A 14,002-nucleotide genomic window follows, 5' to 3' on the forward strand; every position below is an offset into this window, starting at 1 on the left:
GCACCGTGGTCGTCGCCGGCATCGCGCTCATCGTCCTCGCACTCGCGGTGGTGGTGTTCGCGCCCCGGGTCCTGACCCGTTCCGCCTGGACGATCGACCTGCCCCGCACCGCGCTGGTCTGCTGGTCGGTCGCGGTCCTGCTCGGCGTCGTCGGCTTCGTGGCCGGCATCACCCTCGTGGTGCTCGCCGACCGTCCGGTCACCGAGCTGTTCGGCGGGGACGGCTCCCCCACGCACGGCTTCAACGTCGGCGTCGCGCTCCTCGCGGTCGTCGCGTTCGTCGTCGCGGTCCGGGTGCGCCCCGGCCCGGAACACGAGGCCGTCCGGCAGGCGATGCGTTCCGGCGTCGCCCCGCACCGCGAGATCGACGGCACCCCCGTCGCCGTCGTCGAGGCCGACCACGCACTGGCGTGCGCCGTGCCGGGTCGGAGCGGTGGCGTCCTCGTCAGCACCGGCTTGGCAGACCGGTTGCGCACCGACGAGCTGGAGGCCGTGGTCGCCCACGAACGCGCCCACCTGACCCAGCACCACGCGGCTGCGGTCGCGGTCGCCGAATCGATCGAACGTGCGGTGCCGTGGGTGCCCGGTGCGCGCGCCATGGCGCGGTCGACGCGCGTGCTCGTGGAGTTCGCCGCGGACGACGCGGCGGCCCGTCGCGTCGGACGCGACGCCCTGCGCCGGGCGGTGCTGGTGGCGGACGGGAGCAGCGCGCTCGGCGCGATCCGCGCCTCCAGGCTGTCCTGAACGGGGCGATCCGAGACTGCGCCATCGCCCACACGGCTGTCGTGACGCACCATGTGTCGGGGGCGAGGCATATGGTGATCGGACCGTGAAGCCACTGACCGAAGCCGACATCCGATCGTCGTTCGTGAACGCCACCCCCGACGAACTCGCACAGCTGCCCATCCCGGGCCTGCACGAGACACTCTGGGACGAACGCGAGTTCCTGGGCTGGCGCGACCCGCAGGCCGCCCGCCGCGGGTACATCGTGTCCTGGATCGACGAGCGCCCCGTGGGCATCGTCGTCCGGTCCGCCGGTGGCTCGCTGCGCCCCGGCATCGCCGCGATGTGCTCGTTCTGCCACTCGCCGCAGCCCGCGACCCAGGTCCGGCTGTTCTCCGCCGCGCGTGCCGGTGAGTCCGGGCGCAACGGCAACACGATCGGCACGTACATCTGCGAAGACCTCGGGTGCCCGATGCTGATCCGCACCGCGCCCCCGCACCTGAACCCGCCCGCGACCATCGCGATGCGTGGTGCCTCCCTGCTGCAGCGCGTGCAGAACTTCACCGCGGACATCACCAAGACGGCGTGAGCCGGTTCGGCACCGCCCGCTGGGCCGTGGTCGAGGAACTCGGCGACGGACGGTGGCGGCTGACGCTGCGGGACGAGGCCGACGACGAACTCGGCGCGTTCGGTCTGGGCGTCGAGGGGCCGTGGGACCCCGACGTCGAGCCGCACGTCGGGTTCGTGCTCGTCCAGCTCGGCTTGACACTGCGCGGGGCTCGGCCGTGGCGCATCGACGAACTCGGTGACCACCGGGCGCCGTGCTGTCGCTCGGCTGAGCGAGGACGCCCGAACGGCGTCCGCTCGCGCAGCCGGTCCGCTCGGTCAGTCCGCGGCGACGAAGTTGCGCAGGATCTCGCGGTCGTCGTCGGCGCGCATCGCCCAGGCGAGCTCGCTGCGGTGGTCGCTGCCCTCGAGCGGCAGGAGCGCCACCGTGTCGGGTGCGGCGAGCGCGGCACTCTCCGGCACCACCGTGACACCGAGGCCCACCCCGACCAGGTGCAGCACGGTCGCCCAGGTCGTGGCCTCCTGCACGATGACCGGGCGGCGGCCACCGGCGGTGACCGGCGCGAGGTTGCGCTCGGTCGCCAGGGCCCCCGCGACCGCCGGGAAGAACACGAACGGCTCGTCGACCAGCTCGGTGCCGCGGATGCGTTCCCGATCCGCCAACCGGTGGCCGCGCGGGACAGCGGCGACGAAGGCCTCGGACCGGAACGGCAACAGCCGCACGGCGGGGTCCGGGTCGGCATCGCGGACGACGGCGAGGTCGAGCTCGCCGCGGACGATCCGGGCGAGCAGGGTCGACGAGTACCCCTCGGTCAGTTCCACCCGGACCAGCGGGTAGCGCTCCCGGAACGCCTGCACGCGTTCGATCGGACCGAGGGGCAGCGCGGAGACGACGAACCCGACGTCGAGCCGACCGACCTCGCCCCGACCGACCCGCACCGTCTCGTCGAGGTCCCGTCGCACCTGCCCGAGCAGCGATCGCGCGCGCCCCTGCAGCACCCGGCCGGCGGCGGTCAGGGCCACACTGCGGCTGGTCCGGACGAACAGGTCGACCCCGAGCGCGCGTTCGGTCCGCCGGATCTGCTGGGACAGCGCGGGCTGAGCGATCCGCAGCTGCTCGGCAGCACGGCCGAAGTGCAACTCGTCGGCGACGGCCAGGAACGCCCGCAGCTGCCGGAGGTCGACGTCCGGTTCTCGATCCATGCACATAGGCTATCGATCAGCGCGAACGAGTATTGGACGTGACTGCATCGTCGATCAAGGATGGATGCATGCCCGAAGCGACCTCCACCGTCACCATCGCCGACCTCGCCACCCCCGCGGACGCCGAGGCGTTCCGCACGCTCAACGAGGCGTGGATCACCCGGTACTTCACCCTCGAGGACGAGGACCGCGTGTTCCTCTCCGATCCCGTCGGCCGGGTCGTGGAGCGGGGCGGCGCCGTCCTGGTCGCCCGGCTCGACGACCAGGTCGTCGGGTGCATCGGGGTCGCGCCCACCACCCCCGGCGTTTTCGAGCTCGTGAAGATGGCGGTCTCCCCCGACCACCAGGGGCACGGCACCGGGCGGAAGCTCATCACCGCGGCGCTCGACCGGGCACGCGAGCTCGGTGCGCACCGCATCGACCTGGAGAGCAACGCACAACTGGCCAGCGCCGTGCACCTGTACGAGGCGTTCGGGTTCCGGCACCTGCGCGAGGACGAGGTCGCCCCGAGTCCGTACGTGCGAGCCGACGTGCACATGACCCTCGACCTGCACTGACGTTCGACCTGCACCGCCGTTCGACCTGCACTGACGGCGGGCCGGTCCCGGTACGCTCGCGGCATGGCGACGTACGAGGTGCAGGCGGTCCGCGAGGCCGGCGCGTGGCAGGTCTTCATCGACGGCTTCATGGTGACCGAGGTGTCCCGGTGGCCGTCCGTCGGGTTCGTGGCCCGCGAGCTCCTCGCGATGGACCGTGACGACGACCTGCGCATCCGCGTCGTCGGCCGCAACCAGTACGTGGCCTGACCGCAGCGGGCTCGAGTGTGCAGAAGACATCGAGTGCGTGCAGCCGACCCGACGTCTTGTGCTCACTCGGTGCTGCGTAGCCGGCAAACGACGCCGTTCCACAGGTCAAGCGACGTGCCAGACCAGCCCCTCCTGCGCGCTCGACGGGTACGCCGAGGCGATCCGGAACACGGCCTCGCGCAGGGTCTCCGGTGAGCACGCCAGGTTGAGCCGGACGAACCCGCGCCCCTCGGACCCGAACCCCAGCCCGGAGTTGAGCGCGACGTACGCGTTCTCGCGCAGCGGCACCGCCGGGTCGTCGCCGAGGCCGATGCCCCGGAAGTCGAGCCACGCCAGGTACCCGGCGCGCGGCCGCGTGTAGACGACCCCGGGCAGGTGCTCGGCGAGCAGCTTGGCGAGCAGTCGGTCGTTCGCCACGATGCGCGCCACGACGTCGTCGAGCCAGTCCGTCGCCAGGGTGAACGCCGCGAGGTTCGCGTGCAGCCCGAGGATGCTCGTGCGGCAGGCGACCTCCTCCCACAGGGTGTCGAGGAGCGCGGCGGTCCGGGGATCGCCAGCGACGATGACCGAACACTTCACACCGGCGAGGTTCCAGCCCTTGCTCGCCGAGGTCACGCACACGCTCCGGGCACCGAGCGGCTCGGCGACGGCGGCGAACGGGGTGAACTGCACGCCGGGGTGGGTCAGGGGCGCGTGGATCTCGTCGCTGATGACGAGGACGTCGTACTTCGCAGCGAGTTCGGCGATCGCGACGAGGTCGGCCCGGTCGTGCACGAGCCCGACGGGGTTGTGCGGGTTGCAGAGCAGGAAGACGCCGACCCCGCCGGCGAACGCCCGCTCGAGGCCCTCCAGGTCGAGCCGGTACTGCCCCCACTGCTCGAGCAGCGGGACCTCCTCGACCTGACATCGGGCCTCTTCGACGAGCTCGAAGAACGGCGGGTACACCGGCGGTGTGATCGCGACGCGGCCGCCGTCGGGCAGCGCGAGCCGGAGCGACTCGACGATCCCGACGCTGACGTCGGTGGCCAGGTGGATGCGCGACGGGTCGATCTCCCAGCCCCAGCGGTCCAGCGCGAACTGCGCGAACGCGGGAGCGAGCGGCCCGGGGCCGTCCAGGTAGCCCAGGTCGGACTGCGAGACCCGTTCGATCAGGGCTTGCCGGATCGCCGGCGCGACGTCGTGGTCCATCTCGGCGACGAACAGGGGCAGCACGTCGGGCGCGTACCGCGTCCACTTGATGCTCGTCCGGACCCCGCGGAGCGTGCCGACCGGGTCCTGCTCGTCGCTCGCCATGCGTCCCAGCATGCCCCTGCCTGGAGGCCCGGCGCGACTCCCGACGTCATCCCACGTCGTCTTCGGGTGGGCTCGCGGCCGGGGGCCGCCCCGTCGGCCTACTGTCGGCAACATGAGCACGAGCACCGCCGACAAGGCCGTCACCCTGAAGCAGCTGCACGAAGCCCCCGAGATCCTGCGCGTCGTGAACGTGTGGGACGCGATCACCGCCAAGGTCGTCAGCGACCTGCCCGGCACGAAGGCGATCGCCACCGCCGGGCACTCGATCGCCGCGTCGTACGGGTACGAGGACGGCGGCATGCCCCTCGACCTCGCCCTGTCCGGGGCGGCGATCGTCGCCGCCGCCACGGACCTGCCGGTCACCGCCGACCTGGACGACGGCTACGAGGACCCCGCCGAGACGATCCGCCGCGCCATCGGCTCGGGCATCGTGGGCGCCAACGTCGAGGACCGGCTGCGTCCCTTCGACGAAGCGGTCGCCCGCGTCGCCGCGATCACCGCAGCGGCGCAGGCCGAGGGCGTCGACTTCCAGCTGAACGCCCGCACCGACGCGATCGTGCGGGGCGGCGAGCGCCCGGTCGACGAGAGCATCGAGGACGCGATCGCCCGCGGCAAGGCGTTCCTGGACAACGGCGCCGCCCTGGTCTTCGTGCCCGGCGCGATCGAACGTTCGGTGGTCGAGCGGCTCGTCGCCGGTCTGGGCCGCGGCAAGCTCTCGGTCATCGGCCTGCCCGGCGCCCTGCCCGCTGCCGAGTACGAGGCGCTCGGCGTCGCCCGCATCTCCTACGGCCCGCTCACGCAGCGGGTCGCGCTGCGCGCGCTCCGCGACCTGGCAACCGACCTGTACGCGGACGGCGTCGTGCCGGAGGACACCCCGACCCTGAACTGACGGAGCAGACGGACGGGAGGCCCGTGGCGGTGTCGCCACGGGCCTCCCGTCCGTCCTGTGGTCACGTCACGCGACCCGCTCAGCTCAGCCGAGCGCCGGGTACAGCGCGGGCGTGGTGCGCGCGTGCGTCTCCTGCTCGAAGGCGTAGCCGAGGCCGATGACCGTGCTCTCGTCGAAGGAGCGGCCGAGGAACTCCAGGTTCACGCCGGCACCGGTGATGGTGTTGTCGGCAGCGGTCGCCTGGCCCATCGGGACGGTGATCGCCGGCATGCCGGTGTTCGGGCTGAGGCGCATGTTCGTCGACTGCGTGCCGTACGGCGTGCCCGACGGGTAGACGAGCGCGTCGAGGTCCTGGTCATCGAGCATCTGCGTCACGAGCTGCTTGCCGGTGGCGAGCTGCGTCGTGTGCGACCCCGTCGGTCCGGCCCACGCCTGGTACTGCGTGTCGGTGATCAGGTCGCGCGACTGGTAGGTGCTCTTGCGGCTCGGCACGTACTCACCCGAGGCCAGGATGCCCTGCAGGGAACGCGCGGTGACGTCGGGGTCGAGGTGCTTCGCGACGTACTCGTCCAGGTCGTGCTTGAACTCGTTCGTGCTGCCGCTGCCCTCGGACAGGACCCGGTTGAAGGCCGTCGTCGCGGTGATCGGGACGACGGTGGCACCGGCGGCCTCGAGCTTCGCGACGGAGGCGTCGAACAGGCGCTTCGTCGTGGCGTTCGTGCCGACCATGCTCGTCACGTAGCCGATGCGGGCGCCCTGCAGTGAGTCGGCGTCGAGCGACGACGTGTACGACGTCGGCACCTTGCCGGCCTGCGCACTCGTCGCCGGGTCCGCCGCGTCCACGCCGGTGACGGCGTCGAGCGCGACCGCCGCGTCGGTGACCGAGCGCGTGATCGGGCCGCCGGTGTCCTGCGACAGGGCGAGCGGGATGATCCCGTCACGGCTGGTCAGTCCGACCGTGGGCCGGATGCCGACGAGCTGGTTGTACGTCGACGGCACGCGGATCGAGCCGCCGGTGTCGGTGCCGAAGCCGATCCCCGCGAGGTTCGCGGAGATCGCCGCACCGGTGCCGCCGCTCGAGCCACCGGCCGTCTGCGCCGTGTTGTACGCACTGGCGACCAGGAGCGACGAGCCGGCGGGCTGGTTCGACGAGAACTCGGAGACGAAGCCGAAGGCGAACTCGTCGAGGCTGGCCTTCGCCAGGATCACTGCGCCGGCGTCGCGCAGGCCGGTGACCATCGCAGCGTCGGTGTCGGTCTGGTTGTCGTCCCAGCAGCCGCAGCCACCGGTGGTCGGCATGTCCTTCGTGTCGTAGTTGTCCTTCACCGCGATCGGCACGCCGAGCAGCATGCTCGTCATCCCGTGCTCGGCGCGCTCCGCGTCCGCGGTCTTCGCGGCGGCCAGGGCGTCGGCGTTGGTGGTGACGATCGAGTTGAGCGCGCGCCCGGTCGACGCGGTGTCGACCGTCGTGCGGTCGTACGCGGCGATGCGGTCGAGGTAGTCCTGCGTGATCGCGACCGACGTGGTGACCCCGGCGTTCATCGCGGCCTGCATGTCGATGGTCGACGCCTCGACGACCTGGAACGGGCCGTCGTCGTAGATCATCCGCTGGGACAACCCGGCCAGGTCCGCGACGGTGATGGTGCCGTCGGCGTCGGTGTCCGCGGCGCTGACCGTCGCCCAGTCGGTGCTGGCGGTCGTCGCACCGAGGTGGTCGGTGAGCACGGCGAGGTCGGCCTTCGTCACCTGGTCGTCGCCGGTCAGGTCGAGGTCCGTGTAGTACGGCGCGAGCATGGCGGCGGGGCTGGCGTCGACGGCTGCGGGTGCTGCAGCGGCCGTGATCGCGGGGGTGGCGGCGAGGACGGCGCCGACGAGGGCGATGAGCGATGCGCCGGCGACGGTGGTGCGCTTCTTGCTGGAGGCCCGCTTCGTGGCGGCCTGCTTCGTGGCGGCCTGCTTCGTGGCGGCCTGCTTCGTGGCGGTCATGCGGAGGCTCCGGTGCGGTTGCGGCGGGCACGACGGGCCCGCAGGGTGATCAGGGTGCCGCCGGCTGCGAGCAGGGCGATGGACGCGGCGATCCAGGGCGCGACGTCGGCGCCGGTCCAGGCGAGGTCGCCGCCGGTCGGACGGTCGCCCCCGCCGACTCCCGCCACGGCGGTGGCGCCGCTGGTCGGGTCGGTGCCCGGGGCGGTCGGGTCACCGGGGGCAGTGGGTGCATCCGTTCCGCCACCGGCACCGGGCTGTGTGGTCGCTCCCGGGGTCGGCGTGGCCGTCGGGGCGGTGGTCGCGGCCGCGGCGACCACGACGGTGGTGCTCGCCGGGTCGTCGAGGGTCGTCGACGTGCCGTCGGAGCCGACGAGGGTGATGCTCGTGACGTCGAGGTCGACGCTGCCGACCGCGGTCGGGGTCAGCGAGATCGAGGTGGCCAGGTCGCCGTCGAGTGCCGGCGAGGTGCCGAGGCGGGTGTGCACGATCGTCAGGGCGTCGCCGTCCTGCTCGACTGCGTCGAAGCCGCCGTCCGGGCCGGTGACGCTGTCGTCCCGGTACTGCACCGAGTCGGCCTCGAGCGTGATCTCGTACGCGTAGACGACGGCGGTGTCCGGGATCGTCAGGTCGACGTCGAACGCCGTGCCGACGGTCACGGTGGCCGGGGCGTCGATGGTGGCGGTGGTCGCGGTGGGCGCTGCCTGGGCCGGAGCGGCCGTCAGGACGGCGAGGCCGAACGCCCCGGCGGCGACGAGCGTCGAGGAGACGATCGTCGCGCGTGGGCGCAGCCGTGGTCGGTGCTGCATGGGCGCAGTTCCTTCGGGTGGGGTGGAGGGGTGCTGAGCGGGTACTCAGTGAACCGAAAGCTAACGGGACGCTGTTTCCGGTTCTGGCCCGGCACGTTTCCGCCCCGTTACGGCTCGTTCCTGCCGCTACTGTCGTGCCATGTCGGTCGATGTCGAAGCCCTGCTCACCCCGCCCTCCCCCGTGGCTGCGCGCGCACTGGACGTCGTGCGGGCATGGTCCGAACCCGCCCTCGTCAACCACTGCCTGCGCTCGTGGGCCTGGGCCGTCCTGCTCGCCCCGACGGTCGACCTCGAACCGGACCCCGAGCTGCTCTTCGTCGCGACGATGCTCCACGATCTCGGCGTGACCCCGTCGTTCGACGCCCACCGGGTGCCCTTCGAGGACGCCGGCGGCGCTGTCGGTTCGGTCTTCGCGCTCGGTGCCGGGTGGGACGCCGTGCGAGCCCGTCGGGTCGGGGAGATCATCGAGCGGCACATGTGGCGGTCCGTCGACCCGGAGCTCGACGCCGAGGGGCACCTGCTCGAGGTCGCGACCTCGCTCGACGTCTCCGGCGCGGGCTTCGACAGGTGGGCGTCGGACGACCTGCGGGACGTCACGGCCGCGCTGCCCCGTCTGGACTTCTCGGCGTCGTTCGACGGGCTGATCCACGAGCAGGCTGCGCGCAAGCCCTCTTCGGCCGCAGCCCGCCTCGACGGGTCGGGCAACGTCGCCGCCGGCGGGGAACGCTGGGCAGCCTTCCTGGCGTCCTGACGCTCGGTCTGGTCGCTCGCTGGACTTCTCGGCGGGGTGGGCGTATAGTGTCTGGTTGGTGCACTGCAGCGAACCCATCTGACTCGCGCACACCAACCTCTCGACACCGACTCACCCGAGTCGCATTCCACTCGAGACACCGCTCGATCCGAACGGACGAGCTGCACGTTGAAACTCGACGTGCGCGCCCCGCACTCGATGCGTCGCGCTGGACTGAGACGTCCGCCGACACCGAGTCGCCCTGGCGCCGAATGACCAGGAAGTACAGCACCATGACCAGCAACGAACGAATCACCGTGTTCGGGACCGCACTCGCGGCCCCGACGATCACCCCCGACCGCGTCGCCGAGTTCCCGGTGCGCGACGACCGCTCGCAGCGCGAGTACCTCGTCCGCATCGCAGCCGACGACCTGGGGACCTTCGTCACCCGGGGCACCCGGCTCGACGCCGTCGGCGAGGCCGGCTGGACCGTCCCGGGCCGTTCCTGGGCGGGCGAGGCCAGCCGCACCCTGCTGCAGGCACAGTCCGTGCAGGCGGGCGAAATGGCCCTCGCGGCCTAGGTCCGACCAGCACCACCACGAAGCGCCGCCGAGTCCGCTCGGCGGCGCTTCGTCGTTCCCGGGGCAGCGTGGGTCACTGCGGGCTTCGTGCGAGGTTCCGTGAATCGTGCGAGGCGGCGGTCGTCGCACCGTTCACGGAACCTCGCACCGTTCGTGGCAGCGACTCAGTTCAGGCGCTCGAAGACCATCGTGGCCTGCACCCGGTCTCCGCCGCCGAAGCCCGTGCTCCCCGAGGAAGCCGTCGTGATCGTGTGCAGCCGGTACCCGAGCGCAGCCTGGGCGTTGATCACCTTCTCGAGCTCGGTGAGGTTGCCCGAACCGGTCCCGAAGAACTTCTCCTTGAGCACCACCTGCAGCACGACGTAGCTCATGCCGTTCTGTGCCGGACGCGGCTGACCACCCGAAGCGGCTTCCGCCTGGATCCGGCCGATCACTCCACCGACACCCGACGCCGCGGGCGCCTGCTGCTGCACCTGCTCCGTCCACGCGGAACCGTCCCACCACCGCATGGTGCCGGAGCCGTCGTCGTACCACCCTGCCTGTGCATTCGTCATGCGCTCATCCTGGCGCACGACGAACCACGCCGGCAGGTCAGTTGTTGAAGCGGAACTCCACCACGTCGCCGTCCTGCATGACGTAGTCCTTGCCCTCGATGCGGGCCTTGCCGGCAGCGCGGGCCTCGGCGATCGAGCCGGTCTCGACCAGGTCGTCGAACGAGATGACCTCGGCCTTGATGAAGCCCTTCTCGAAGTCGGTGTGGATGACGCCGGCAGCCTGGGGAGCCTTCCACCCCTTGCCGATCGTCCACGCACGGGCTTCCTTCGGACCGGCCGTCAGGTAGGTCTGCAACCCGAGGGTGTCGAAGCCGATCCGGGCGAGCTGGTCGAGGCCCGACTCGGTCTGCCCGGTCGACTCGAGCAGCTCGGCGGCGTCGGCAGGGTCGAGGTCGATGAGCTCCGACTCGACCTGGGCGTCGAGGAACACGGCCTGCGCCGGGGCGACGAGCGCGGCCAGTTCGGCCTTGCGGGACTCATCGGTCAGGATCGCCTCGTCCACGTTGAACACGAAGATGAAGGGCTTCGCGCTGAGCAGGCCGAGCTCGGCGATCGGCGACAGGTCGATCTTGGTCGCGGACAGCAGGGTTCCCTGCTCGAGCGCGGCACGGGCCTCGCGAGCGGTCTCGAGCACGGCCGGCTCGGCCTGCTTGAGCTTGAGCATCTTCTCGTACCGCGGGAGCGCCTTGTCGATGGTCTCCATGTCGGCGAGGATCAGCTCGGTGTTGATGACCTCGAGGTCGTCCTTCGGGGAGACCTTGTTCGCCACGTGCACGACGTCGTCGTCGGTGAAGCCGCGGACGACCTGCGCGATGGCGTCGGCTTCGCGGATGTTGGCGAGGAACTTGTTGCCCAGACCTTCACCCTCGCTCGCGCCCTTGACGATGCCCGCGATGTCGACGAACGACACCGGCGCCGGCACGGTCTTCTCCGAGTGGAAGAGCTCGGCGAGCTGGTCGAGCCGCGAGTCGGGCAGGTTCACCACCCCGACGTTCGGCTCGATCGTCGCGAACGGATAGTTCGCGGCGAGGACCTGGTTCTTGGTCAGGGCGTTGAACAGGGTCGACTTGCCGACGTTCGGGAGACCGACGATTCCGATGGTGAGAGCCACGGAAGAAGAGCCTACCGGCGGCGGCCTGTCGGAGCCGACCCGGGCCTCCAGTCCGTCCGTCAGATCAGCAGACGCGACCCGCCCATCGGAGGCCGCAGAGCCGTGATGCGGCGCTCGACGACGTCGATGACGTCGGCCTGCAGCCGCTGCGATCGCCGCCAGTCCCCCGGCACTTGCAGCGAGTGGTCGGCATGGTCGACGGTCTGGAGGCGCGCAGCAGTCCCCGAGACCCGCTCGGGCCGCCACATGGTGTCGTCTCCACCCCCGATCGCGTCGTGCACGTCGGTGGCAGCGGCGAGCGCTGCCGCGACGTCGTCGTGGGTGAGGACCGGCGTCAGCCAGACCCCGGGCACCTCGTGGCGGATCGCCCACGGCAGGGCGAAGCAGCCGAACGACTTCGCGACGACCAGGTCGGGCAGCCGGTCCCCCAGGGCGGCGGCGACAGCGGTCTCGACGAACCCGACCGGATCGGCACCGGCAGCGTCGTCGACCTGCCATCGTGGCGCGACGACCTCGCACCCCGACGCGAGAGCGATCTCGTTCGTCCACCAGAGCAGCGGCGCCTGTTGCCCGTAGCCGGCGCCGGCGAGCACCAGGACGAGCGGACGGCGGTCGGCCTCGTTCCCCATGCGCCGAGAGTAGCCACACGCAACGCCGAGGGGAACGGAGGGCGATGTCGGAACCCCGTGCGACGATCGGGACCGTGCCGTTGAACTTCACCGCGATCGACTTCGAGACCGCCAACAGCTCGCCCGCGAGCGCCTGCTCCGTCGGGCTCGTGAAGGTCCGCGCCGGCCGGGTCGTCGATCGGGCGTCGTGGTTCATCCGCCCGCCGTTCGGGCACGACGCCTTCCTGGAGTGGAACACGCGGATCCACGGCATCGTCGCCGAAGACGTCACGCACGCCAAGACGTGGGAGCAGCAGTACCCCGACCTGGTGGCCTTCGCCGAGGGTGACGTCCTGGTGGCGCACAACGCCCGCTTCGACATGGGTGTCATCGCCGGTGGCTGCTCCGCAACGGGCATCGACCTGGCCGAGCACCACTCGCTGTGCTCCCTGGCGGTCGCCCGCAAGACCTACACGCTCGACTCGTACCGTCTGCCGGTCGCCGCGATGGCCGCCGGGTTCGAGGGCTTCCAGCACCACGACGCCGCCGCCGACGCCGAGGCCTGCGCCGCGATCGTCGTGCACGCAGCCGGGCACCACGGGGTCGAGACGGTCGAGGCGCTCGGGGCGGTGACCCGGGTGACGATCGCCCCGGTCCGTGCGCGTGCCGAGAAGCCGAAGGCCGCGAACCAGCCGCGGCTGTCGAACCGGCCGATGGTGTTCGCCGACTGACGCAACGCCCGCTGCGCGCGGCCGGGGTGCCACATCCCCGGTGGTATTGTCACGACAATGCCGTCGGCACCGACGCCGGCATCTCCGCACGTGTGAAGGACCGCGATGACCAACGAAGGCCAGCTGCCGTCCGACCTGTTCATGGACCTGGACCGGTCGGGTCCCATGCCCCTCTACTTCCAGGTCGCCTCGCGCATCGAGGAGTCGATCCGCTCCGGCGCGATGCCCCCAGGGGCCCGACTCGAGAACGAGATCGCCCTCGGTGAGCGTCTCGGCCTGTCGCGGCCGACGATCCGTCGCGCGATCCAGGACCTTGTCGACAAAGGCCTGCTGGTGCGCCGCCGCGGCATCGGGACCCAGGTCGTGCACGGGCCGGTGACCCGCAAGGTGGAGCTGACGAGCCTGTACGACGACCTGGCGCAGGGTTCGCAGGCTCCGGCGACGAAGCTCCTGCAACGCAACGACGTCCCCGCGTCCGACGAGGTCGCCGCGGCACTGAGCATCGAGCCCGGCACGACCGTCGCGCACATCCGGCGGGTGCGGTTCGCCGAGGACGTCCCGATGGCGATCCTCGAGAACTACCTGCCGCCGGAGTTCCTCGACCTGACCGACGAGGACCTGCAGGCGTACGGGCTGTACCAGCTGCTGCGCGGCCGAGGTGTCACGATGCGGGTGGCCAAGCAGCGGATCGGGGCCCGCGCGGTCACCGACGAAGAGGCCGGCCTGCTCGAGATCGAGGACGGCGACCCGGTGCTCACGATGAGCCGCACCGCGTACGACGCCTCGGGCCGTGCGGTCGAGTACGGCGTGCACTGCTACCGCCCCGACCGGTACTCGTTCGAGGTCACGCTCGTCGACAAGTAGGTCGCTCGGCGAGGGGTCACGACACGCTGTCGGTGATGCGCCGAGTGGTCACGAACTGTCGCCCGGACACCCGGCAACCGACAATTCGTGACCACTCGGCGGAACTGAGCGGGGTGTCGTGACCACCCCGCACCCGCACCACCTCAACCGAGCGCGGGCACCCCGAGCTCACCGGTGACGTACTGGGCACGCCCGAAGCCGAACGACCAGTCCTGCGGCCCGTTCTCCACGTAGCCGATGAAGACGTCCTCGGACGCGACACCGACCGCCGCGAGGGCGTCGTGGATCGCCCGGTACAGCGCAGCCTTCGCCTCGTCGGTCCGCCCGCGCTGCGTGAACACCTGGATGACGATGACGCCCTCGGTGCGCTCGAACCCCAGGCCGGCGTCCTCGGCGATGATCTGCTGCGCCGGGTGCTCGGTGATCACCTGGAACCGGTCACGCACCGGGATCCCGTACACGTCGACGATGGCCTGGTGGATGGCGTCGGCGATGCCACGGACGGCCTCCGGCGTGCGGCCGGTGGCGAGGTCGATACGGACGAGCGGCAT

At 71.4% G+C, this 14,002-nt stretch carries 17 protein-coding genes; 9 read left to right on the top strand and 8 right to left on the bottom strand.

Annotation, left to right across the window (positions count from 1 at the left end; translation table 11 throughout):
* The first annotated feature begins 5 nt into the window (after nt 1-5).
* Both DEJ06_RS06730 and DEJ06_RS18205 read left to right on the top strand, forming a co-directional pair.
* Complete coding sequence (locus DEJ06_RS06730) at nt 6-743, top strand: M56 family metallopeptidase (RefSeq protein WP_071404179.1); 738 nt, start codon at nt 6-8, stop codon at nt 741-743.
* 85 nt (nt 744-828) lie between these two features.
* Nucleotides 829-1,311, top strand: a complete 483-nt coding sequence (locus tag DEJ06_RS18205; protein WP_027464546.1) for an FBP domain-containing protein — start codon at nt 829-831, stop codon at nt 1,309-1,311.
* A gap of 296 nt (nt 1,312-1,607) precedes the next feature.
* Here the strand turns inward: DEJ06_RS18205 and DEJ06_RS06740 are convergent, their stop codons facing one another.
* Nucleotides 1,608-2,492, bottom strand: a complete 885-nt coding sequence (locus DEJ06_RS06740; RefSeq protein WP_111038819.1) for a LysR substrate-binding domain-containing protein — start codon at nt 2,490-2,492, stop codon at nt 1,608-1,610.
* 68 nt (nt 2,493-2,560) lie between these two features.
* Here DEJ06_RS06740 and DEJ06_RS06745 point away from each other — a divergent pair, with 68 nt between their 5' ends.
* Both DEJ06_RS06745 and DEJ06_RS06750 read left to right on the top strand, forming a co-directional pair.
* Nucleotides 2,561-3,049, top strand: a complete 489-nt coding sequence (locus tag DEJ06_RS06745; protein WP_111038820.1) for a GNAT family N-acetyltransferase — start codon at nt 2,561-2,563, stop codon at nt 3,047-3,049.
* Nucleotides 3,050-3,112: 63 nt separating this feature from the next.
* On the top strand, nt 3,113-3,298 hold the full coding sequence (locus DEJ06_RS06750) for a hypothetical protein (RefSeq protein WP_017887087.1): 186 nt from the start codon (nt 3,113-3,115) through the stop codon (nt 3,296-3,298).
* A gap of 105 nt (nt 3,299-3,403) precedes the next feature.
* Here the strand turns inward: DEJ06_RS06750 and DEJ06_RS06755 are convergent, their stop codons facing one another.
* Nucleotides 3,404-4,591 (bottom strand): MalY/PatB family protein, encoded by a 1,188-nt coding sequence (locus DEJ06_RS06755; protein ID WP_245164561.1) that lies wholly within the window; start codon nt 4,589-4,591, stop codon nt 3,404-3,406.
* 112 nt (nt 4,592-4,703) lie between these two features.
* Here DEJ06_RS06755 and DEJ06_RS06760 point away from each other — a divergent pair, with 112 nt between their 5' ends.
* Nucleotides 4,704-5,480: an isocitrate lyase/phosphoenolpyruvate mutase family protein gene (locus tag DEJ06_RS06760; RefSeq protein WP_111038822.1), complete on the top strand. Its 777-nt coding sequence runs from the start codon at nt 4,704-4,706 to the stop codon at nt 5,478-5,480.
* A gap of 84 nt (nt 5,481-5,564) precedes the next feature.
* On the opposite strand, the gene DEJ06_RS06765 is transcribed toward DEJ06_RS06760, so the two are convergent.
* Both DEJ06_RS06765 and DEJ06_RS06770 read right to left on the bottom strand, forming a co-directional pair.
* Nucleotides 5,565-7,466, bottom strand: coding sequence for an amidase family protein (locus tag DEJ06_RS06765; protein ID WP_111038823.1), 1,902 nt, complete (start codon nt 7,464-7,466; stop codon nt 5,565-5,567).
* A complete protein-coding gene (locus tag DEJ06_RS06770) occupies nt 7,463-8,272 on the bottom strand; it encodes a hypothetical protein (RefSeq protein WP_111038824.1) in 810 nt (269 codons plus the stop codon). Before DEJ06_RS06770 ends, DEJ06_RS06765 begins: the two co-directional genes overlap by 4 nt.
* A 139-nt stretch (nt 8,273-8,411) precedes the next feature.
* Between DEJ06_RS06770 and DEJ06_RS06775 the strand changes: the two genes are divergently transcribed.
* Nucleotides 8,412-9,023 carry an HD domain-containing protein gene (locus tag DEJ06_RS06775; protein WP_111038825.1) on the top strand — a complete coding sequence of 204 codons (612 nt, stop codon included), beginning with the start codon at nt 8,412-8,414 and terminating at the stop codon, nt 9,021-9,023.
* A 272-nt stretch (nt 9,024-9,295) separates the two neighbouring features.
* Nucleotides 9,296-9,583 carry a hypothetical protein gene (locus DEJ06_RS06780; RefSeq protein WP_111038826.1) on the top strand — a complete coding sequence of 96 codons (288 nt, stop codon included), beginning with the start codon at nt 9,296-9,298 and terminating at the stop codon, nt 9,581-9,583.
* Nucleotides 9,584-9,747: 164 nt separating this feature from the next.
* On the opposite strand, the gene DEJ06_RS06785 is transcribed toward DEJ06_RS06780, so the two are convergent.
* From DEJ06_RS06785 to DEJ06_RS06795, 3 genes are read right to left on the bottom strand one after another with little or no spacing between them, the layout of a single operon-like run.
* Nucleotides 9,748-10,137 carry a DUF2510 domain-containing protein gene (locus DEJ06_RS06785; RefSeq protein ID WP_111038827.1) on the bottom strand — a complete coding sequence of 130 codons (390 nt, stop codon included), beginning with the start codon at nt 10,135-10,137 and terminating at the stop codon, nt 9,748-9,750.
* Between the two features lie 37 nt (nt 10,138-10,174).
* On the bottom strand, nt 10,175-11,248 hold the full coding sequence (gene ychF, locus DEJ06_RS06790; protein ID WP_111033284.1) for a redox-regulated ATPase YchF: 1,074 nt from the start codon (nt 11,246-11,248) through the stop codon (nt 10,175-10,177).
* Between the two features lie 59 nt (nt 11,249-11,307).
* Nucleotides 11,308-11,877: a hypothetical protein gene (locus tag DEJ06_RS06795; RefSeq protein ID WP_111038828.1), complete on the bottom strand. Its 570-nt coding sequence runs from the start codon at nt 11,875-11,877 to the stop codon at nt 11,308-11,310.
* A gap of 44 nt (nt 11,878-11,921) precedes the next feature.
* Here DEJ06_RS06795 and DEJ06_RS06800 point away from each other — a divergent pair, with 44 nt between their 5' ends.
* A complete protein-coding gene (locus DEJ06_RS06800; RefSeq protein ID WP_181435780.1) occupies nt 11,922-12,587 on the top strand; it encodes an exonuclease domain-containing protein in 666 nt (221 codons plus the stop codon).
* A gap of 105 nt (nt 12,588-12,692) precedes the next feature.
* Entirely contained in the window at nt 12,693-13,451 is a 759-nt protein-coding gene (locus tag DEJ06_RS06805; protein WP_027464530.1) for a GntR family transcriptional regulator, read from the top strand.
* Between the two features lie 143 nt (nt 13,452-13,594).
* On the opposite strand, the gene DEJ06_RS06810 is transcribed toward DEJ06_RS06805, so the two are convergent.
* Nucleotides 13,595-14,002 carry a tautomerase family protein gene (locus DEJ06_RS06810; protein ID WP_111038829.1) on the bottom strand — a complete coding sequence of 136 codons (408 nt, stop codon included), beginning with the start codon at nt 14,000-14,002 and terminating at the stop codon, nt 13,595-13,597.

This window comes from Curtobacterium sp. MCLR17_051 (assembly GCF_003234395.1).
GTDB classification, from domain to species: Bacteria; Actinomycetota; Actinomycetes; order Actinomycetales; family Microbacteriaceae; genus Curtobacterium; species Curtobacterium flaccumfaciens.

What these genes read in the sequence shown, in the direction of transcription:
- DEJ06_RS06750 (WP_017887087.1), top strand. Translation starts at nt 3,113, where the DNA reads ATGGCGACGTACGAGGTGCAGGCGGTCCGCGAGGCCGGCGCGTGGCAG.
- DEJ06_RS06775 (WP_111038825.1), top strand. Translation starts at nt 8,412, where the DNA reads ATGTCGGTCGATGTCGAAGCCCTGCTCACCCCGCCCTCCCCCGTGGCT.
- DEJ06_RS06795 (WP_111038828.1), bottom strand. Translation starts at nt 11,877, where the DNA reads ATGGGGAACGAGGCCGACCGCCGTCCGCTCGTCCTGGTGCTCGCCGGC.
- DEJ06_RS06780 (WP_111038826.1), top strand. Translation starts at nt 9,296, where the DNA reads ATGACCAGCAACGAACGAATCACCGTGTTCGGGACCGCACTCGCGGCC.
- DEJ06_RS06755 (WP_245164561.1), bottom strand. Translation starts at nt 4,591, where the DNA reads ATGGCGAGCGACGAGCAGGACCCGGTCGGCACGCTCCGCGGGGTCCGG.
- DEJ06_RS06785 (WP_111038827.1), bottom strand. Translation starts at nt 10,137, where the DNA reads ATGACGAATGCACAGGCAGGGTGGTACGACGACGGCTCCGGCACCATG.
- DEJ06_RS06740 (WP_111038819.1), bottom strand. Translation starts at nt 2,492, where the DNA reads ATGGATCGAGAACCGGACGTCGACCTCCGGCAGCTGCGGGCGTTCCTG.
- DEJ06_RS06770 (WP_111038824.1), bottom strand. Translation starts at nt 8,272, where the DNA reads ATGCAGCACCGACCACGGCTGCGCCCACGCGCGACGATCGTCTCCTCG.
- DEJ06_RS06760 (WP_111038822.1), top strand. Translation starts at nt 4,704, where the DNA reads ATGAGCACGAGCACCGCCGACAAGGCCGTCACCCTGAAGCAGCTGCAC.
- DEJ06_RS06810 (WP_111038829.1), bottom strand. Translation starts at nt 14,002, where the DNA reads ATGCCGCTCGTCCGTATCGACCTCGCCACCGGCCGCACGCCGGAGGCC.
- DEJ06_RS06805 (WP_027464530.1), top strand. Translation starts at nt 12,693, where the DNA reads ATGACCAACGAAGGCCAGCTGCCGTCCGACCTGTTCATGGACCTGGAC.
- DEJ06_RS06745 (WP_111038820.1), top strand. Translation starts at nt 2,561, where the DNA reads ATGCCCGAAGCGACCTCCACCGTCACCATCGCCGACCTCGCCACCCCC.
- DEJ06_RS06765 (WP_111038823.1), bottom strand. Translation starts at nt 7,466, where the DNA reads ATGACCGCCACGAAGCAGGCCGCCACGAAGCAGGCCGCCACGAAGCAG.
- DEJ06_RS06800 (WP_181435780.1), top strand. Translation starts at nt 11,922, where the DNA reads ATGTCGGAACCCCGTGCGACGATCGGGACCGTGCCGTTGAACTTCACC.